Here is a 20633-nt window from a genome sequence, read left to right as displayed (position 1 = left end):
ATGAGCATTGCCTTTGAATTCACCACCGTCCCCGCACTGATCGTCGAATTCGGTGCGGCCCGCAAGCTTGGCGAACTGCTGCGCAAGCGTTTTTCCGCGACCCGTCTGTGCCTGGTCACCGACGGCTTCCTGCATCGCAGCGGCTTGCTCGCACCGACGCTGGCCAGCCTTGCTGCGGCCGGTTTTGCGGTGCAGGTGATCGACGACGTTGTCGCCGATCCGCCGGACCATGTCGTGCTGGCTGCCGCGCAGCGTGCGCGTGACGGTAGTGCCGAGCTGGTGGTCGGGCTGGGCGGCGGCTCGTCGATGGATGTGGCCAAGCTGATCGCGGTGCTGGTGGCCTCGACCCAGCCGCTGGACGCCATGTACGGCATCGGCAACGTCGCCGGTCCACGCCTGCCGCTGGTACAGGTGCCGACCACGGCCGGCACCGGTTCCGAAGTGACCGCGATTTCGATTGTGACGACCGGCGCCACCACCAAGAGCGGGGTCGTGTCACCCTTGCTCATTGCCGACCTCGCGGTGCTCGATGCCGAACTGACGCTGGGCTTGCCGCCGGCCGCTACTGCCGCTACCGGCATCGATGCGATGGTCCATGCGATCGAAGCCTACACCAGCGCGCGCCTGAAAAATCCGCTGTCGGACATGCTGGCGCAAAAGGCGCTGACGCTGCTGTCAGCCCACATCGTCACCGCCTGCACCGATGGCAGCAACCGCGTTGCGCGTGAAGCGATGCTGCTCGGTGCGACGCTGGCGGGACAGGCCTTTTCGAACGCGCCGGTGGCGGCGGTGCATGCACTGGCGTATCCGCTGGGTGGACATTTTCATGTGCCGCATGGCTTGTCGAATGCGCTGGTGCTGCCGCATGTGCTGCGCTTCAATGCGCCGGTTGCCGCGCATTTGTATGCCGACATCGCTGACTGGATCGTCACCGAACCGATGGCGGCAGGTGCCGATGCCGATACCAAAACCGCTGCGCTGATCGCCCATCTGGATCGCATCGCCATCGCCACCCATGTCACGCGGCGTTTGCGTGATGTCGGTGTCGCACTCGCAGACTTGCCGATGCTGGCGGCCGATGCGATGCAGCAGCAGCGGCTGCTGGCGAATAATCCGCGGGCGATGACTGAGGCGGATGCGTTGGCGATTTATACGGCGGCGTATTAGACGACGGAAGTTTGATCAACCCGGATGGTGGATGAACGTGCTGGAGGGAGGACAAAGTATTGATGTCCGATTAGTCAGACAAACAAAGCGATCTTGTCTAATCAATCGGACAGATTGATGTATGGCGATGTCGCGCAGCACGGCCGCCAGGCAGACCCCTAACCGAAATGACAGACGTAATCCAGCGTCTCGATCGTCTCGATCTCAAAGCTGGAATTGCCGGCCACGTCAAAACGCTGGCCGCCTTCGAAGGTTTGCCATTCGCTTTGACCTGCCAGCTTGATGCGACATTTGCCGGCGTTGATTTCCATGATTTCCGGCGCGCCGGTGTTGAAGGTCAGCGTCGACGGGAAAATCACGCCCAGGGTTTTCTTGGTGCCATCAGCAAAGATGATGGTGTGCGAAACGCACTTGCCATCGAAGTACAGGTTGGCTTGTTTGTTGACAGTGACGTTCTCGAATTGGTCGGACATGGTGGCGCTTTCAAAATGTGGATGAGAAAAAAGCGGCCCGCAGGCCGCTTTGTTTGGCGGGGGTTTTTAGGCGCCGCGTTTTTCGCGTGCAATCGCCGCGATGCGCATGCGCAAGGCGTTGAGCTTGATGAAGCCGCCGGCATCGGCCTGGTTATAGGCGCCGCCGTCTTCGTCGAAGGTCGAGATCTGCATGTCAAACAGCGAGTCGGTCTTCGAGTCGCGCGCGACGACGATGACGTTGCCCTTGTACAGCTTCAGGCGGACCCAGCCATTGACGCATTGCTGCGTGTGGTCGATCAGTGTCTGCAGGGCTACGCGCTCGGGCGACCACCAGTAACCGTTGTAAATCATCGAGGCATAACGCGGCATCAGGTCATCCTTCAGATGCGCGACTTCGCGGTCCAGCGTGATTGATTCGATCGCGCGGTGCGCGCGCAGCATGATGGTGCCGCCCGGAGTTTCGTAGCAGCCACGTGACTTCATGCCGACGTAGCGGTTTTCGACCAGGTCAAGACGGCCGATGCCGTGCTTGCCACCGACGCGGTTGAGTTCGGTCAGCACGACGGCTGGCGTCATGCGTACGCCGTTCAAGGCAACGATGTCGCCTTTTTCGTATTCGACGTCGAGGTACTCGGCCTGGTCCGGTGCCGCTTCCGGGCTGACGGTCCAGCGCCACATGGCTTCTTCGGCTTCGGCGCTCGGGTTTTCGAGGTGACGGCCTTCAAAGCTGATGTGCAGCAGGTTGGCATCCATCGAGTACGGCGCGCCACCATTCTTGTGTTTCATGTCGACGGCGATACCGGCGTCTTCGGCGTACTTCAGCAGCTTCTCGCGTGACAGCAAATCCCATTCGCGCCATGGCGCGATGATCTTCACGTTCGGCATCAGCGCATACGCGCCGAGTTCGAAACGGACCTGGTCATTGCCCTTGCCGGTGGCACCGTGCGAGATCGTGTCGGCGCCGCTTTCGCGGGCGATTTCGATCAGGCGCTTGGCGATCAGCGGACGCGCGATCGAGGTGCCGAGCAGGTACTCGCCTTCGTAGACGGTATTGGCGCGAAACATCGGGAAGACGAAGTCGCGCACGAATTCTTCACGCACATCATCGATGTGGATGTTCTCGGGTTTGATGCCGAACTTCAGTGCCTTCTGGCGCGCCGGTTCGAGTTCTTCGCCCTGGCCGAGGTCGGCGGTGAAGGTGACGATTTCGCACTGGTAGTTATCCTGCAGCCATTTCAGGATGACCGAGGTGTCCAGGCCGCCGGAATAGGCCAGCACGACTTTTTTGATATCGCTCATTTTTTTCTCTTCCTTGGATCAACAATGTTGGTTGGTGGTGCTGCTGCGGTCGCTTTCGGGCCGGTTCAGACGCGGCCGACGACCAGATATTCGAGCAAGGCTTTCTGCACATGCAGCCGGTTTTCGGCTTCGTCCCAGACCACCGATTGCGGGCCGTCGATGACGTCAGCGCTGACCTCTTCGCCGCGATGCGCGGGCAGGCAATGCATGAATAGTGCATCGGGCTGCGCGCGCTGCATCTTGGCGGCGTCGACGATCCAGCCATCGAAGGCTTTCAGGCGGGCGTTGTTTTCTTCTTCGTAACCCATGCTGGTCCAGACATCGGTCGTCACCAGATGCGCGCCGTCGCAGGCATCGGCCGGCTTGGCAAACAGCGTGTAATGGGTGTTGTTGTCGGCGACCAGCGCCGGATCGATATCGTAGCCGGCCGGCGTGGAAACGTTGACATGGAAGCCAAATACGTCGGCCGCCTGCAGCCACGAATACAGCATGTTATTGGCATCGCCGATCCAGGCCACGGTCTTGCCGGCAATCGAGCCACGCTGTTCGATGAACGTAAACACATCAGCCAGCACCTGGCACGGATGGTATTCATTGGTCAGGCCGTTGATCACCGGCACACGCGAATTGGCCGCGAAGCGTTCGATGATGTCCTGGCCGAAGGTCCGCACCATGATCACATCGCACATGCGCGACATGACTTGCGCCGCATCCTCGACCGGTTCGCCGCGCCCGAGCTGGCTGTCGCGCGTGTTCAGATAAATCGCTGCGCCGCCGAGCTGGTGCATGCCGGCTTCGAAGGACAGGCGGGTACGGGTTGAGTTCTTTTCAAAGACCATCACCAGCGTGCGGTCCAGCAGCGGATGGTAGGGCTCGTATTTCTTGAACTTGTGTTTGATGAAGCGGGTGCGCTCGATGATGTACTCGAACTCGGCGAGCGTGAAGTCGGAAAACTGCAGGAAATGTTTGATGGTCATAGTTGAAAACGACGATGGAACGCTGCCGGGTGCCGAAAAGGGAATCGTGAATTATAAAGGATAGGGGCGGGGAGAAGCCGTTTCGATGGGCTGCTGACGAGTAACCGGGAAACGGTCCGGTCCGGGCGGCAATCAGGCAACCGATCGGCCTGAGCTTGTTAAAGGCGCACCGTCTTGTGCGCCTTTGACTATTCTCAACCGAGCAGCTGCAGCTCAATACAAGGTCTGCGACGACTCATGCAGTAATTGCGCATACAGCGCGTGCCGGTAAGGCAGGATCTCGCCGGCAGCTAGCGCCGCCAGTACCGTACAGCTAGGCTCCGTCAGATGATGGCAGTTGTAGTACTTGCACTTTCCCAGCAACGGTTCGAATTCCGGGAAGGCGCGCTCCAGCATGCCCTCCGACAGATGGTACAAACCGAATTCCTGGAAGCCCGGCGAATCGATGATCGCGGTCGACGTGTCGCCGATGTTGTAGAGCCGCGTGAAGGTTGTCGTGTGCTTGCCGGTATCGAGCGCGGCAGAAATCTCGCGCACGGCGATGTCGGCATCCGGCACCAGCAGGTTGATCAGCGATGACTTGCCCATGCCGGACTGGCCGATCAAAATCGTCGACTGGCCCTGCAGCAGCGGCCCCAGCGTGGCCACCGCGGCGTCCGGTGCGGCGCGTGCCGAGACTTCATGGACCGGATAACCGAGCCGCGCATATTGCGCCAGCCGCGTGCGGGTCTTCGGCAGCGATTCGGTAACGTCAATTTTGTTGAGGATCAGGTGTGCTTGCACGCCGGCGGCTTCAGCGGCGACCAGCGAGCGCGATACCAGATCGTCCGAAAAACCCGGTTCGGTCGCCACCACAATGAATAATTGCGTGACGTTAGCCGCCAGCAGCTTGGACTTGTACTGGTCCGAACGGTACAGCAGCGACTTGCGTTCGGTGATTGATTCGATCACGCCCTGGTTGGGCGACGTCAGTGCCACGCGCACGACATCGCCGACGGCGACATCGCTTTTCTTGCCGCGTGTGACGCATTGCAGCTTGATGCCATCGGCGTGCGCCAGATAGTGACGGCCATGGGCCGCGATGATGGTGGCGTCAATCAGCGCGGTCAGTTCAGGCAGTTTGGCCATCGGTCAGGAAAACGATTGCTGGAAAATCGCATCGATCTTGGCCGCGCAAACGAAGTCGTTGATCGACAAACCGCCACGACCATCATTGACCGAGTGGGTGTCGAACTTGACGATGCAGCGGTTGTAGGTCACGACCAGTTCCGGATGATGGTCTTCGGCATGGATCACGTAGGCGATTGCATTGATGAAGGACAGCGTGTCGTAGTAATTCTTGCAGTCGAAAGCGCGCACGATCTTGCCATCGGCAAGGTGCCAGGTATCGATCAGGGCGAGCAGCGTATCGACCTCGGCAGGAGGCAGGGCGGTCACGCCAGGCAGGCATTTTTTTTCGAGCAGGTCAGTCAGAGTCATAGGGTTCACCTTGTTGAGCCGGCGAGCAGCTTGTTGATCCGCATGGTGGCGGACGGATGGGAGTCATAAAACGCGGAATGCAGCGGGTCCGGCGTGAGCGTCGACGCATTGTCTTCGTACAGCTTGACCAGCGCCGAGACCAGGTCGCGCCCGTCGGTGTGGGTAGCGGCGAAGGCGTCGGCTTCGAACTCGTGCTTGCGCGAACTGATCGAGGTCAGCGGCCCGAACACGAACGTGAAGACCGGCAGCACCAGCATGAACAGGATCAGTGCCATCGCATCATTGCTGATGAACAGGCTAGGCTCGACACCCAGGCCGTTGTAGAACCAGACCTGGTTTTTCAGGTAGCCGAGCAGCGCCAGGAAAGCCAGCGACAGCGCAAACATCATCGCGATGCGCTTGATGATGTGCTTGAGCTTGAAGTGGCCCAGTTCATGCGCCAGCACCGCTTCGATTTCCGGAGGTGCCAGACGCGACAGCAAGGTATCAAAAAAGACGATGCGCTTGGCCGCGCCGAAGCCCGAGAAATACGCATTGCCATGCGCGCTGCGCTTCGAGCCATCCATCACGAACAAGCCTTGCGAGGCAAAACCGACGCGCTGCATCAGGCCTTCGATGCGGGTCTTCAGGCTCTCGTCGGCCAGCGGCGTGAACTTGTTGAACAGCGGTGCGATGACGGTCGGATACAGCACCAGCATCAACAGCTGGAAGCCGCTCCAGACCAGCCACGCATACAACCACCACAGTGCGCCTGATTGTTCCATCAGCATCAGGATCACCCACACCAGCGGCAGGCCGATGGCCGCGCCGAGCAGACCGCCCTTGACCATGTCGGCAAAAAACAGACCGGGCGTCATCTTGTTGAAACCGAAGCGCTGTTCCAGCACGAACTGTTTGTAGTAATCGAGCGGTAGGTCGATCAAGCCGGCAATAAGTGCGAAGGCGGCCAGCAACACGATCTGGTACAGCATGCCCGGACCGGTTGCCTGCACCACCAGCACTGACAGCAATTGCAGGCCACCCATCAGCGTGAAGCAGATCAGCACGGTGCTGCTGACCATTAACGTCAGCAGACCGAAGCGCGTCTTGGCAATCGTGTAGTCGGCCGCCTTTTGGTGCGAGGCCAGCGGGATGCGGGCGGCGAACTGTTCCGGCACCGTGTTGCGGTGGCGCGCGACATGCCGGATCTGGCGTGTCGCGAGCCAGAAGCGCAGCGCCACCGTGAGCAGTAAAACGCAGACAAACAAAATTGAAAACCCGAATGAACCCATGCTTTTCCTGTGAGAAAATGGCCCGCTGAAAAATGCCAACGCGAAGGGAAACGATTATGTCACAACCGACTGAGCCGCAAACGGCACCGGAAATAGCAACGCCACTGCGCACCAATGAATTCAACCTGGTCTGGCTCGACATGGAAATGACCGGTCTGGATCCGGAGACCGACCGCATCATCGAAGTCGCTGTGGTCGTGACCGATTCCAACCTCAATATCCTTGGACAGGGTCCGGTGTTTGCGATCCATCAGTCCGACGCCGCCCTCGATGGCATGGATAACTGGAACAAGGGGACGCATGGCCGTTCAGGGCTGATCGAACGGGTCAAGGCCTCGACCGTCACCGAAGCTGATGCCGAAGCTGCACTGATCGCCTTTCTGAAAGACTACGTGCCGGCTGGTAAATCGCCGATGTGCGGCAACTCGATCTGTCAGGATCGCCGCTTCATGGCGCGCGGCATGCCGAAACTCGAAGCGTTTTTCCACTACCGCAACCTCGATGTGTCCACGCTCAAGGAACTGTGCAAGCGCTGGAAGCCGGAACTGGCCAGTGGTTTCAAGAAGCACCAGAAGCACACGGCGCTGGCCGACATCATTGAATCGATCGAAGAGCTGCGCTACTACCGCGAACATTTCATTCAGCTTTAAGCGACGGGTTCTGGTACGGTGGGGCGATGTGCGGTGGCGACGCCGCCGGCACTTCGATTCACGGTATTTCTCCAGGGATAATCATGTTCACTCAAGCCTTCATCTGCGATGCGATTCGCACCCCCTTCGGCCGCTACGGCGGCGGCCTCTCCACGATCCGTACCGACGACCTCGGCGCCATCCCGCTGGCCGCGCTGATGGTGCGCAATCCATCGGTCGATTGGGAGCAAGTCAATGACGTGCTCTTCGGTTGTGCCAACCAGGCCGGCGAAGATAACCGCAACGTCGCGCGCATGGCATCCCTGCTGGCCGGCTTGCCGGTGGGCGTATCGGGTGCGACGATCAACCGGCTGTGCGGTTCGGGTCTCGATGCGATCGGCACCGCCGCCCGCGCGATCCGCTCCGGCGAGGCCGGCATGATGATCGCCGGTGGCGTCGAATCGATGAGCCGCGCACCGTTCGTGATGGGCAAGGCCGGCAGCGCGTTCGCCCGCGACACGCAATTGTTCGACACCACCATCGGCTGGCGTTTCATCAACAAGCTGATGAAAACCCAGTACGGCGTCGATTCGATGCCAGAGACCGCCGAACATGTCGCGACCGAATTCGGTATCGACCGCGCCGCGCAAGACCGGATGGCACTGAACTCGCAACGCAAGGCACTGGCGGCGCAGTTCTCGGGCTTTTTTGATGCCGAAATCACGCCGGTCACGCTGGCGCAACGCAATGGCGAACCGCTCATCATCACGCAGGATGAACACCCGCGCGCCACCACCGCCGAAGCGCTGGCCAAGCTCAAGCCCATCGTCCGTCCGGACGGCACCGTCACCGCCGGTAACGCCTCCGGCATCAATGATGGTGCGTGCGCGCTGTTGCTGGCCGACGAGCGTACCGCGCTGAAAAACGGCTTGGTGCCGAAAGCCCGCGTGATCGCGATGGCCACCGCCGGCGTGCCGCCGCGCATCATGGGCATCGGCCCGGCACCGGCCACGCGCAAGGTGCTGGTGCAGGCCGGCATGACGTTGGACCAGATGGATGTGATCGAATTGAACGAAGCCTTTGCCGCGCAGGGGTTGGCGGTCATGCGCGACCTCGGCTTGCAGGATGACGACCCGCGCGTCAATCCGAATGGTGGTGCGATCGCGCTCGGCCATCCGCTCGGTGCGTCCGGTGCGCGGCTGGTCACGACGGCGATCAATCAGTTGCATCAGACGCAGGGGCGGTACGCGTTGTGCACGATGTGTATCGGGGTCGGGCAGGGGATTGCGCTGATTATCGAGCGGGTTTAGGCGTCGGCGGTGTTGGCAGTGGTTTCCGGTGCATCTGGTGCAATGCCCGTTGGTTATTGCACCCTACGCGAGCGTGGCATTCGGTGCAATAACTGCAGGACCGTAGGGTGCAATAACCGCAGGGCATTGCACCATCCTCCGGAGCACCGCCGTCAGCCCACCCCGAACGCCTGCAGCACCAGCCACACATTGGCCGCCGAGATCACCGTAAAGAGCGACCACGCCAGCACTTTCAGCCACGTCGCATTGACGAATTTTCCCATTACGTCTACCCGGCCGGTGAGCCGCAGCAGCGGATACATTACGAACGGCAGCTGCATGCTGAGCACCACCTGACTCAGCACCAGCAAGCGTCCGACCGAGTTCTCGCCCAGCACGATCACGCCGATGAAGGCCGGCACCAGCGCCAGGCCGCGGGTGATGACGCGCCGTTTCCAGCAGGCGATCTTGAGTTTCAGGAAGCCTTCCATGATGACCTGGCCGGCAATCGTGCCGGTGAAGGTCGAACTCTGGCCCGCTGCCAGCAGGCCCAAACCGAACAGGATACCGGCCGCTGCGGTACCGGCAATCGGATCGAGCAAATGATAGGCCTGGTCGATTTCGGTCACTGACGTATTGCCGGTGGCATGGAAGGCGGCCGCGGCCAGCACCAGGATCGCGCCATTGACCAGCAGCGCCAGCATCAGTGACACCACCGTGTCGAGGCTGGCAAAACGGATTGCCTGGCGCTGGCTCTCGTGGTCCTTGGCGACGCGCCGGGTCTGTACGATCGATGAATGCAGATACAGGTTGTGCGGCATCACGGTGGCACCGAGGATGCCGATGGCGAGGTACAGCGCATCGCTGGTCGACAGCGCATCGATCGACGGGATGGCGCCGTGCAGCACCGCTTGCCAGTCGGGATTGATGAACACCAGCTGCGTGAACAGGCAACCGGCAATCGTCAGGATCAGCGCCAGCACGATGGCTTCAACCTGGCGGAATCCCTTGCCCTTGAGGCCGAGGATCAGCAGTGTGTCGAAGGCCGTCAGCAAGACCCCGACCGGCAGCGACACATTGATCAACAGCTTGAACGCCAGCGCGCAGCCGAGTACCTCGGCCAGATCGCAGGCGATGATGGCGATCTCGGCCAGTATCCACAGCACAAAGGCGACCGGCGGCGAATAGTGTTCGCGGCACAGCACCGCCAGGTCTTTGCCGCTGGCGATGCCCAGTCGCAGGCTCAGGCATTGCAGCACGATTGCCGCCAGACTCGACAGCACCACCACGAACAGCAGGCTGTAACCGTACACCGAGCCGGCATTGATGGCCGTGGCCCAGTTGCCGGGATCCATGTAGCCGACCGAAATCAGCAGGCCGGGACCGGCGAAGCGGGAGATTTTTTTCCAGAACGAGTCGGTGCTGGCGACGAAGACCGTACCGGCGACTTCGGAGGGACAGAATGGGGCGGTAGCGGTTTTCGGGAGCTGGAACATGAGGCAGGATTCGTGAGATTAAGGGGCTGCGGGCGCGGCCGGTGCGTATCATAAGCGCAAAGCGCATAACGCCGTTGCGGCAACCGCAAGTACCACCGATGCCACCATTGCCCGTCACGCCAGGTTCATTCGAGCGCCGCCACGCCGGCTTCCTGGCGCGCCGCCAGCGCCTCGAATTGCCCCAGCGGCAGTGGCCGGCTGAACAGGAATCCCTGATAGGCGTGGCAATCCAGTGCGGCCAGAAAATCGCATTGGGCTTCGGTTTCCACCCCTTCGGCAATCACCGACAGCCCGAGGCTGTGGCCCAGCGCGAGGATGGTACGCACGATGGCGGCGTCGTTCGGATCGCTCAGCACGTCGCGCACGAATGAGCGGTCTATTTTTAGCTGGTCGAGCGGCAGCCGCTTCAGGTATGACAGCGATGAATAACCGGTGCCAAAATCATCCAGCGAAAAACTCAAGCCATGGGCCTGCAGCGCGGTCATTTTGTTGATGATGTCTTCGACGTCGGTGAGTAGCAGGCTCTCGGTGATTTCGAGCTTCAGCAACTGTGGATTGGCACCGGTGCGCGCGACCACTGCGAGCACCTGCGCAACAAAATCGGGCCGCTGGAACTGGCAGGCGCTGACATTGACTGCGATCGTCAAGGACGCCATGGCCGGATGGCCGGCCCACGCGATCAGCTGGCGGCAGGCGGTCTCGAGCACCCATTGTCCGAGCTGCTGGATCAGGCCGGTCTGTTCGGCCAGTGGAATGAACTCGACCGGCGGCACGATACCGCGATGGGGATGCTGCCAGCGCACCAGCACTTCGGCGCCGATCAGGCGGCGGTCGCGGTCCACCTGGGCCTGGTAATACAGCACAAATTCGTCCTGCAGCAAGGCCTGGCCCAGTTCGGCTTCCAGCTTCGCATGGGCAGTCACCTGCTCCTGGATCTTCGGATCAAAGAAGCGCAGCGTATTGCGGCCGGCCGCCTTAGCCTGGTACATGGCGAGGTCGGCGCGTTTCAGGAGTTCGGCGGCGTTGTCCTTGTGCTCGCCGAAGAGCGTCACGCCGATGCTTGGCGTGCTGTGATGCACATGGCCATCCAGGTCATAGGGCGCGTTCAGCGTAGCGAGGATTTTTTCGCCGATCCCTTCGGCTTGCAGGGCAGCGGCGACGGACTGTTCGCTGAGTTCTTCGAGCAGCACGATGAATTCGTCGCCGCCTATGCGTGCCACGGTATCGCTGTCGCGCAGGCAGCCCGACAGCCGACGGGCGACTTGCTGCAGCAGCAGATCGCCCTTGTCATGGCCGAGGCTGTCATTGAGCAGCTTGAAGTTGTCGAGATCGATAAACATCAGCGCGCCCTCACGCGTGCTGCGTAAGCTGGTCGCCAGCGCGCGCCGCAAACGTTCCATCAGCAAGCGCCGGTTCGGCAATTCGGTGAGCGCATCAAAAAACGCCAGGTGGCTGATTTCTTCTTCGGCGGCCTTGCGCAGCGTGATATCGCTTTGCGCACTGACGTAGTGAGTGATCCTGCCGTCGGTGCCGCGCACGCCGGTGATGCTCATCCACGCCGGATAGAGTTCGCCATTCTTGCGCCGGTTCCAGAGCTCGCCGCGCCACGTGCCGTCGCGCAGGATGCTGTCGTGCATCGCTGCAAAAAACGCCGCGTCATGGCGTCCTGATTTCAGGATGGATGGCGTCTTGCCGAGGATGTCGGCGTCACTGTAGCCGGTCATTTCGGTAAAGGCCCAATTGACCCGCAGGATCACGAAATGCGCATCCGTGATCATCATCGCTTCGTGCGAATGGAAGGCGGTAGCGGCAATGCGCCGGTCTTCGTCGGCGTGCTTGCGATCGGTGATGTCATGCAGGACCAGATGCAGCAAGCGGTGCTGCGTGACCGCCACTACCGCGTCATCGAAGGCGGTCGATGCCGACACCACGACAGCAATAATGCGGTCATCGCGGCAGCGCAATTGCAGTTCGAGATACGGCATGTCATCGGTGGCAAGGAATTGTTCGAACGTCCTGCGGGCCAGTGCGCGACTGCCGGTGTTGCACAGCTTCAGCGCGCTCTGCCCGACGATACTGTGCCGCCTGTACCCGGTCATGTCGAGCAGCGTCTGGTTGCAGTCGATGACATTGCCAGTGATCGGATCGGCCGTCACGAACATGTCGGGCGACTGGTCATACAGGTCGCGGTATTTGTTCTTGGCGCGCGCGCGTTCGAGTTGCCGGCGATGGAACAGGATGCCGCCTCCCAGCACCAGCAGCGTGAGCGTTGTAATGAGAGTGCCAAGGTAATCGGTGAGGCGCAGCTCGCGCACTTCATAGACGCCAAACCACTTCAGGTACAGCGCATCGTAGATGCCGTTGGATTTGGTGACGGCCAGCGCTTCATTGAGCCGGCCCAGCAATTCCGGCTCGCCCTTGTGGACCGCAAAGGCAAAACGCTGCGCAAAGCCGGCCGGGAATTTCAGGGCTTCGAGATTACTCAGCCGCCGGGTGTGCAGTGTCTGCATGCCGGTCAGTTTGCTCAGCAACATCGCATCATGCTTGCCCGAGGCCAGCAGTTGCAGGCCGGCCGCAGCGGTATTGACCAGCACCAGCTGCTTTTCCCAGCCGCGCGTGACCGCATAGTCGTGTGCCAGATCACCGTTGACGACGATGACGGATTTGCCGGCGAGGTCGTCTTCGCTGCTGATCCCCCTGGTGTTCTTGCGCACAAAAACCGCGCCGTTGACGATCACATGCGGCACCGTGAAATCGGCAAAGCGGCGGCGCTCGTCGGAGATGGCCAGGTTGATCAGTACATCGGCCTTGCCCGCACGAAATTCGCTCAGCACCTGATGAAACGGCTGGACATGCAGGATGTACGGCAAGCCGGCTTCGTCGGCCACGGCTTTCCACAGATCGACCGTGAAACCGCCGGCCGTGTCATCGGTCATGCCGGTAGAAAAAGGCGGGTAGTCCTGTTCGCTATCGACGATCAGAGGGGTGCCGGCGTTGACGGTGGCCGGCAGCAGGACGGGCAATATCAGGAACAGCATGACGCCGGCAAGCGTGCGGGCAAAACGGATGCACGACCTCGCGGACAATGAAGCACTGAAATGAATCTGGAGATGTCGCATGAAGTCGTTTGCTCGGTAGCCCTGGCTGCCCCTGCCGCCTTCGTGCTTTGGGGAAATACACAGGTCAAGGTAACAGATAAACGCGCGCCAATAGTGTTTTTAATTCAATTAAGCAACTATGTTGCGGGTGGTGTCGCCGACGGTGCAAAGGCGCGCAAACGGTGCGCTTCTTGCCCTCCGTGCACCAAGGCAGGTCCGATCTGCGACGCAGCGTCATCCATCGTCCCGATCGCACCGCCAAAACAGCTGGCACCATAGTTGCTAGTACCAATGCAACGAGAGAAGCAGCCAACACTGCAACTCGAGCATGGACGCTAGGGTTCCGGTGTCGTCAGTGTCAACGACGACATGTCTGGTCCGAGAGCAGCCGGCCGGTGCGACATCGTGCAAGCGAACCGCAGCGGCTACACGGAGGGATAAAAGCCCGGGAGGCCATCACAGTCGAACTGCGTTCGATCTTGATCGCTCGCCTCTCCGACTTTTTTCTGACTCCTGGAGCTGCACGATGCCCTTCTTTTTTTCTTTGCCCGCCCTGTGCCGCGCCCGCCTTATCCTTCAGCGGGGTGCGCATGCCTGAGCTCCCCGCCAAAAAGCACATCCGTAACCGCCGTTCCAGCTGGGCCGTGCGCGGCCAGCTGCCGCACCGTATTGTCGTGGCACTGGCGATCACCGGATTCCTGCTGCCCTTTCTGTTCTGGCTGATCCTGTCGACCAGCGGGCGCATCGATCCGGTGTTCCTGCCGACGCCCGAACTGGTGCTGCGGCGCTGCCTTGACTGGCTGCTCAATGACGACCTGATGAGCGATGTCGGCATCAGCATCGGCCGCGTGTTCGGCGGCTTTCTGTTGTCGGCGATCCTGGCCATTCCGATTGGCGTGATGATCGGTACGTATGCGCCGGTGCGCGCGCTGCTGGAACCGCTGACCGACTTCAGCCGCTACCTGCCGGCGGTCGCTTTTATCCCGCTGATCATGCTGTGGGTCGGCATCGACGAGAGCGCCAAGCTGACCGTGATCTTCGTCGGCACCTTTTTCCAGATGGTACTGATGCTGGCCGAGGACATCGCACGGGTACCGAACCAGCCGGTCGAAGCGGCCCGCACGATGGGCGCGACCAATAGCGAAATCGTGCGCCTGGTGCTGATTCCGGCAGCCCGTCCGGCCATGCTCGACACGCTGCGCCAGACCATGGGACTGGCCTGGACCTATCTGGTCGTGGCTGAACTGGTGGCTGCCAATTCCGGCCTCGGTTTCTCGATCCTGAAAGCCCAGCGCTTCCTGCAGACCGACAAGATTTTTGCCGGCATCCTGCTCATCGGCCTGATCGGCCTGCTGACCGACCAAACCTTCCGCTGGTTGCATCGCCGCTGCTTTGGCTGGCACTACATCGGGAAATGACGCCATGACTGACACCACTCCTCCAAAAATCCGTATCCGCGGTCTCGACAAGTTCTATGGTGCCGGCGACCGGCTGACCCACGCCTTGCAGCACATCGACCTCGACATCGCCGCCGGCGAATTCGTCACGCTGGTCGGCGCTTCCGGCTGCGGCAAGTCGACGCTGTTGCGTACCATAGGCGGCCTTGAAGAATATGCCGATGGCGACATCCTCTGCAACGGCCATGACGTCGACGGTGCCGGTCCCGACCGCGCGATGGTGTTCCAGAGTTACAGCCTGTACCCGTGGCTGACCGTCCTCGAAAACATCAAGTTCTGCCGTCGCCTGAAATTTCACTGCAAGAACGCCAGCTCGAACGATGTCGAAGTCGCCAGCGGTCGCGCCGATGCGCTCATCGCGCTGATGGGATTGGGCCACGTCGCCGGGTCCTACCCGGCCGAACTGTCGGGCGGCATGCAGCAGCGCGTCGCGATTGCCCGCGCACTGATGGTCCGGCCCGACGTGCTGCTGATGGACGAGCCGTTCGGCGCGCTCGATGCGCAGACCCGCGAAGTGATGCACGACCTGATCCGCCATGTGTACCTGCTCGAAAAAACCACCGTCATCTTCGTCACCCACGATGCCGAGGAAGCGCTGTACCTCGGCCAGCGCGTGGTCGTGATGGCGCCACGGCCGGGCCGCATCGATTCGATCATCGACGTGCCATTCGGCCTGGATCGCCAGCAAGACCTGAAGCTCGCACCGGAATTCGTCGCACTGAAGCGCCAGATCCTGGCGCGCATCCGCGAGACCTCGGGCATCAAGACCGATTTCGGCCAGCTCGAAAAACTCACCCGTATTGCCGAGACCACATCGCTCACCGGAGACCTGTCATGACCCACGACCTGCAAGCATCAAACATCCTCTGGAACGAAACCTTCCCCGGCGGCGGCCACTGGTCGTACAAGGTCAAGCGCGGCACCACGCTGCGTTTCACCGACCTCGACGGTGGTGCCAACATGGCGGTGCTGCTGTACCGCGCCGATGAACGCCTCGAACGCCTGAACGTGCCCGATACGCTGAAAGCCCAGCACACCGCGCACCTGACGGCCGGCCATGTGCTGTATTCGGACATGGGCAATATCCTCGCGTCGATTCCGCTGGACACGGTCGGCTGGCACGACCCGCTGTGCGGTGTCTCGACAGCCGCCTCGGTACTCGCAAAGTTTGGCGCGCATCGCTACCAGGAACACCGCAATGCGATGTACCGCAACGGCCAGGACAGCCTGCTGGTCGAGATCGGCAAATGGGGGCTGGGTTTGCGTGATCTGGTGCCGAACATCAATCTGTTTTCAAAGGTCGCAGTCGATGCCGATGGCCGCTTTGTGTTCGTACCCGATAACAGCAAAGCCGGCGATCTGGTCGAGCTGCGCTTCGAGATGGACACGCTGGTCGCGCTGTCGAGCGCACCCCATCCGCTGGACCCGAATCCCGATTACGCGCCGCGCAAGATAAGCGTCGTCGCCTACACTTCCGGCCCCGCCGGTGCCGACGATCCGTGCCGCCTGTCGTGTCCCGAAAACGGCCGCGGCTACACCAATACCGAACTGACGACCCGCTAAGGAGATGACCATGACAACCCTGTGCGAAAGCCCGCGCGACACCACCACCGCCATCCTCGATGTCTATCAACCCGCCGGCGAACCGTGGCTGCAGGCGATGCAGCGCGGCCAGGTCCTGCGCATCATCGACCTCGAAGGCAACCAGGCCGTCGACACGATTTTTTATAACGCCAGCGACACCGCCGAGCGCTACAGCATGACCGACACGATGCAGGCGCAAGGTGGCATTTACCTGAGCACCGGCACCGTGCTGATGTCGAACCGTGGCCGGCCTTTGCTGACCATCGTGGCCGATACCTGCGGTCGCCACGACACGCTAGGCGGTGCCTGCGCGGCCGAGAGCAACACCGTGCGTTATGCGGCGCAGAAAAAATTCATGCACAGCTGTCGCGACAATTACCTGCTGGCGCTGGCGCATGCCGACATCGGCATGGGCAAGCGCGACATCGTCCCGAACATCAATTTCTTCATGAATGTACCGGTCACCGCCGAGGGCGGCCTGACCTTCGAAGATGGCGTGTCGGCACCCGGCAAATATGTCGAACTGCGCGCCGATGCCGATGTGCTGGTGCTGGTGTCGAACTGCCCGCAACTGAACAATCCTTGCAACGCCTACAACCCGACCCCGGTGCGCTTTGTCATCTGGGATGCACAGGACTGACTTCGCCATGTTCAAAAAAATCCTCATTGCCAATCGCGGCGAAATCGCCTGCCGCATCATCCGCACCGCCCGCAGCATGGGTATTTTGTCGGTCGCCATTTATTCGGAAGCCGATGTCGAATCGCTGCATGTGCGGCTGGCCGACGAAGCCATCTGCATCGGTCCGGCACCGGCGGCGCAAAGCTACCTCGATGCCGGCAAGGTGCTCGCTGCCGCCACCGCCAGCGGTGCCGAAGCGATCCATCCGGGCTACGGTTTCCTGAGTGAGAACGCGGCATTTGCCGAAGCCTGCGCCGCTGCCGGCGTGGTCTTCATCGGCCCGACTCCGCATCAACTGCGCGCCTTCGGCCTCAAGCACACAGCCCGTGAACTGGCGCAGCAAGCCAACGTGCCGCTGCTGCCCGGCACCGGTTTGCTTGATGACGTCTCGCAGGCGTTGAGCTCGGCCACGCAGATCGGCTATCCGGTCATGCTGAAAAGTACCGCCGGCGGGGGCGGCATCGGCATGCGGCTGTGCCGCGATGCGCAGGAACTGGAAGCGGCCTACACCTCGGTCAAGCACCTGTCGGAAAACAATTTCAAGAACGGCGGCATCTACCTCGAAAAATTCGTCGAGCATGCGCGCCATGTCGAAGTGCAGATTTTTGGCGATGGTCGCGGCGGTGTGGTGTCGCTCGGCGAGCGCGATTGCTCGGTGCAGCGACGCCACCAGAAAGTGATCGAGGAAACACCCGCGCCGGGCCTGTCCGACGCCACCCGCACGGCGCTGGCCGAGACCGCCGTGCGCCTCACCGCATCGCTGTCGTACCGCTCCGCCGGCACCGTCGAATACGTGCTCGATGCTGACAGCGGCGCGTTTTATTTTCTGGAAGTGAACACCCGTCTGCAGGTCGAACATGGCGTCACCGAAGAAGTGTTCGGTGTCGACCTGGTCGAATGGATGATCCGCGCTGCCACCGATGACTTCGTGCTGCCGGCCCAGCACACGCTGCAATCGTCCGGCCATGCGATGCAGTTGCGTGTCTACGCCGAAGACCCGGCCAAAAATTTCCAGCCCTCGTCGGGCGTGCTGACCGGCGTCGTGTTCGCCGATACGCTGCGGGTTGATACCTGGATCGAACGCGGCATCACGGTCAGCCCGTATTACGACCCGTTGCTGGGCAAGCTGATTATTCGAACCGACACGCGTGCTGGCTCGATTGCCGCGCTCGTCGCCGGTTTGCAGGACAGCCGCATCGATGGCATCCAGACCAACCTCGACTACCTCGCCAATATCCTCGGCTATCCGGTGTTCCGGGATGGCGAACAGACCACCGGCATGCTGGCCGCGATGCCGTATCACCCGCGCACTGTCGATGTCATCGAGGGCGGCATTCAGACCACGGTGCAGGATTATCCGGGGCGGCTTGGTTTGTGGGCGGTCGGGATTCCGCCGTCGGGTCCGATGGATGCGTATGCGCATCGGTTTGCCAACCATTTGCTCGGCAATGACGGCACCGCGGCCACGCTCGAGATGACGCTGCAAGGCGCGACGCTGGCCTTTAATAGCGATTGCCTGATTGCGCTGGCCGGTGCCGACATGGGCGCGAGCGCGAGCGGTCCCGATGGCACGCGCGCGCTGGCCAACTGGCAGGCGCATCCGCTGCGTGCCGGCGAAACACTGCGCTGCGGCACCGTCGAAGGTGCCGGCGTGCGCGGCTATCTGGCCTTCGCCGGTGGTATCGATACACCGCAATACATCGGCAGTCGCGCCACCTTCACGCTCGGCCAGTTCGGTGGCCACGGCGGCCGGGCGCTGCGTAGTGGCGATGTGCTGAAGCTGTTTGCGGCGGAGCCTGTACAGAATGTGCTGCCCGCAACGGCCGTGCCGGTCTACGGTTCGGCATGGGAAGTCGCGGTCCATTACGGTCCGCATGGCGCGCCGGATTTCTTTACCGATGACGACGTGACGGTGTTCTTCGGCACCGACTGGCAAGTGCATTTCAATTCCAGCCGCACCGGCGTACGCCTGATCGGACCGAAGCCGCGCTGGGCCCGCACCGATGGCGGCGAAGCCGGCCTGCATCCGTCGAACATCCACGATAACGCGTATGCGATCGGGTCTATCGACTTCACCGGCGACATGCCGGTGATCCTCGGCCCGGATGGTCCGAGCCTGGGCGGCTTTGTCTGTCCGGCGGTAATCGTCTCGGCTGATCTGTGGAAGATCGGCCAGTTCAAGCCGGGCGATACGGTGCGCTTCGTGCGGGTGTCGGATGTCGACGCGGCCGCGCTGCGGGTCGCGCAGGAGAGCGTGTTTGATGCGGTGTCGGTACCGGCACCGGTGTTTGTGCCGCCGCACAGCGAAGCCGGCAGTCAGTTGCCAGCCATCCTGCGCACCGGTGCACTGCCGGACGGCACGACGCTGGTGTTTCGCCGTGCCGGTGATGACTACCTGCTGATCGAATTCGGCGATGCGGTACTCGATATCAATCTGCGTTTCCGGGTCCATGCGCTGATGCAGTCGATCGAGCTGGCGCAGCTGGCCGGCGTGATCGACCTGACGCCGGGCATCCGCTCGCTGCAAGTGCATTTCGATCACCGTCAGTTGCCGGTCAGCCGGCTGGTCGTGCTGCTCGATGCACTGATCGCCGCGTTGCCGTCGGTCGAGGACATGGTGGTGCGTTCGCGCATCGTCCATTTGCCGCTGGCCTGGAACGACAGCCAGACGCAACTGGCGATCCGCAAATATGAAACCACCGTGCGCCCCGGCGCGCCGTGGTGCCCGAGCAATATCGATTTCATCCAGCGCATCAACGGCCTGGAGGCCGTGTGCGAGGTCTATGACGTCGTCTTCAAGGCCAGCTACATGGTGCTGGGTCTGGGCGATGTGTACCTCGGTGCGCCGGTGGCTACGCCCATCGATCCGCGCCACCGGCTGGTGACGACCAAGTACAACCCGGCCCGTACCTGGACTCCGGAAAACGCGGTCGGCATCGGCGGCGCGTATCTGTGCGTGTATGGCATGGAAGGACCGGGCGGCTATCAGTTCGTCGGCCGCACCGTGCAGATGTGGAACCGCTACCGCCAGACCGACAGCTTCCGCGATGGCAAGCCGTGGCTGCTGCGCATTTTTGACCAGATCAAGTTTTATGAAGTCAGCGAAGCGCAGCTGCTGGAGCACCGGCGCGATTTTCCACTCGGGCGCTTCGACGTGAAGATCGAAGAGACCACCTTTTCGCTGGCCGATTACAACCGCTTCCTGGTCGACGAGCAGGTATCGATAGGCGCGTTCAAGCAGAAGCAGCAGGCCGCGTTCGAGGACGAGCGCGAGCGCTGGCGCAGCAGCGGCCAGTCCAACTGGGTCAGCGAAGAAGCGCTGGCCGGTGCGGCCGAGCAGGGCGAGCTACCGGCAGGGTGTCATTACCTCAGTGCGGTGGTGCCGGGCAGCGTCTGGAAGATCGTCGCGCAGCCGGGCGCGATGCTGGCGGCCGGCGACACGGTGGCGATCCTCGAGTCGATGAAGATGGAGATCCCGCTGACCGCCACCCGCGCAGGCGTGCTTGGCGAATGGCTGGTCGGGGAGGGCACGCCGGTGGGCGCAGGGCAGCACATTGCTGTGTTGCGGGAGGCGGCTTGAGGTGGCCGGAATCGGCATGCCGAGCCGGGGCATTTGGTGCAATGCCCTGCGGTTATTGCACCCTACGACTTGAGGTGATTTCGAAGCGCACTGCAGCGCGACCGCACCAGCAGAGTTCATGGGGTCAGAGTTTTTTTTCGCAGGCAGTATCGCGA

General features: G+C 61.7%; 16 protein-coding genes and 1 riboswitch. Of the genes, 8 read left to right on the top strand and 8 right to left on the bottom strand.

All coding sequences use genetic code 11. The features are described 5' to 3' along the window. Positions 1–1167 (top strand): iron-containing alcohol dehydrogenase, encoded by a 1167-nt coding sequence (locus tag RHM62_RS17055; RefSeq protein WP_322123243.1) that lies wholly within the window; start codon positions 1–3, stop codon positions 1165–1167. Between the two features lie 158 nt (positions 1168–1325). Here the strand turns inward: RHM62_RS17055 and RHM62_RS17050 are convergent, their stop codons facing one another. From RHM62_RS17050 to RHM62_RS17025, 6 genes are all read right to left on the bottom strand, one after another. Then, positions 1326–1640 (bottom strand): pyrimidine/purine nucleoside phosphorylase, encoded by a 315-nt coding sequence (locus tag RHM62_RS17050; RefSeq protein WP_322123242.1) that lies wholly within the window; start codon positions 1638–1640, stop codon positions 1326–1328. Between the two features lie 66 nt (positions 1641–1706). Next, the gene (locus tag RHM62_RS17045; RefSeq protein ID WP_322123241.1) at positions 1707–2939 is read right to left on the bottom strand and encodes an argininosuccinate synthase; all 1233 of its coding nucleotides are present in this window, start codon (positions 2937–2939) and stop codon (positions 1707–1709) included. A 65-nt stretch (positions 2940–3004) separates the two neighbouring features. Beyond that, positions 3005–3916, bottom strand: coding sequence for an ornithine carbamoyltransferase (argF, locus tag RHM62_RS17040; protein WP_322123240.1), 912 nt, complete (start codon positions 3914–3916; stop codon positions 3005–3007). Between the two features lie 213 nt (positions 3917–4129). Further along, a complete protein-coding gene (gene rsgA / locus RHM62_RS17035) occupies positions 4130–5044 on the bottom strand; it encodes a ribosome small subunit-dependent GTPase A (protein WP_322123239.1) in 915 nt (304 codons plus the stop codon). Between the two features lie 3 nt (positions 5045–5047). Further along, positions 5048–5395: a 4a-hydroxytetrahydrobiopterin dehydratase gene (locus tag RHM62_RS17030; RefSeq protein WP_322123238.1), complete on the bottom strand. Its 348-nt coding sequence runs from the start codon at positions 5393–5395 to the stop codon at positions 5048–5050. 5 nt (positions 5396–5400) lie between these two features. Continuing rightward, a complete protein-coding gene (locus tag RHM62_RS17025) occupies positions 5401–6666 on the bottom strand; it encodes a M48 family metallopeptidase (protein ID WP_322123237.1) in 1266 nt (421 codons plus the stop codon). A gap of 56 nt (positions 6667–6722) precedes the next feature. Between RHM62_RS17025 and orn the strand changes: the two genes are divergently transcribed. Together orn and pcaF are read left to right on the top strand one after the other, a co-directional pair. Then, on the top strand, positions 6723–7316 hold the full coding sequence (gene orn / locus RHM62_RS17020; protein WP_322123236.1) for an oligoribonuclease: 594 nt from the start codon (positions 6723–6725) through the stop codon (positions 7314–7316). An 83-nt stretch (positions 7317–7399) separates the two neighbouring features. Continuing rightward, positions 7400–8605 carry a 3-oxoadipyl-CoA thiolase gene (pcaF, locus tag RHM62_RS17015; RefSeq protein ID WP_322123235.1) on the top strand — a complete coding sequence of 402 codons (1206 nt, stop codon included), beginning with the start codon at positions 7400–7402 and terminating at the stop codon, positions 8603–8605. Between the two features lie 152 nt (positions 8606–8757). On the opposite strand, the gene RHM62_RS17010 is transcribed toward pcaF, so the two are convergent. Beyond that, positions 8758–10080: an Nramp family divalent metal transporter gene (locus RHM62_RS17010; protein ID WP_322123234.1), complete on the bottom strand. Its 1323-nt coding sequence runs from the start codon at positions 10078–10080 to the stop codon at positions 8758–8760. A 125-nt stretch (positions 10081–10205) separates the two neighbouring features. Beyond that, complete coding sequence (locus tag RHM62_RS17005; protein ID WP_322123233.1) at positions 10206–13199, bottom strand: EAL domain-containing protein; 2994 nt, start codon at positions 13197–13199, stop codon at positions 10206–10208. 303 nt (positions 13200–13502) lie between these two features. Then, positions 13503–13632: riboswitch (guanidine-I (ykkC/yxkD leader) on the top strand. Positions 13633–13768: 136 nt separating this feature from the next. Between RHM62_RS17005 and RHM62_RS17000 the strand changes: the two genes are divergently transcribed. Genes RHM62_RS17000 through uca form a run of 5 tightly spaced genes read left to right on the top strand, consistent with a single transcriptional unit; the run spans position 13769 to position 20478 of the window. Then, the gene (locus RHM62_RS17000) at positions 13769–14596 is read left to right on the top strand and encodes an ABC transporter permease (RefSeq protein ID WP_322123232.1); all 828 of its coding nucleotides are present in this window, start codon (positions 13769–13771) and stop codon (positions 14594–14596) included. A gap of 4 nt (positions 14597–14600) precedes the next feature. Further along, positions 14601–15473, top strand: coding sequence for an ABC transporter ATP-binding protein (locus tag RHM62_RS16995; protein WP_322123231.1), 873 nt, complete (start codon positions 14601–14603; stop codon positions 15471–15473). Continuing rightward, a complete protein-coding gene (locus RHM62_RS16990; protein ID WP_322123230.1) occupies positions 15470–16198 on the top strand; it encodes an urea amidolyase associated protein UAAP1 in 729 nt (242 codons plus the stop codon). Before RHM62_RS16995 ends, RHM62_RS16990 begins: the two co-directional genes overlap by 4 nt. Before the next feature lie 4 nt (positions 16199–16202). Further along, complete coding sequence (locus tag RHM62_RS16985) at positions 16203–16859, top strand: urea amidolyase associated protein UAAP2 (protein WP_322123229.1); 657 nt, start codon at positions 16203–16205, stop codon at positions 16857–16859. A 7-nt stretch (positions 16860–16866) separates the two neighbouring features. Next, entirely contained in the window at positions 16867–20478 is a 3612-nt protein-coding gene (uca, locus tag RHM62_RS16980) for an urea carboxylase (protein WP_322123228.1), read from the top strand. The last annotated feature ends 155 nt before the right edge of the window (positions 20479–20633 follow it).

The organism is Actimicrobium sp. CCC2.4, from assembly GCF_034347385.1.
Taxonomy (GTDB): Bacteria; Pseudomonadota; Gammaproteobacteria; order Burkholderiales; family Burkholderiaceae_D; genus Actimicrobium.
Note: the sequence above shows the minus strand (reverse complement) of the source record. Positions and strands in the feature narration are given on the sequence as shown.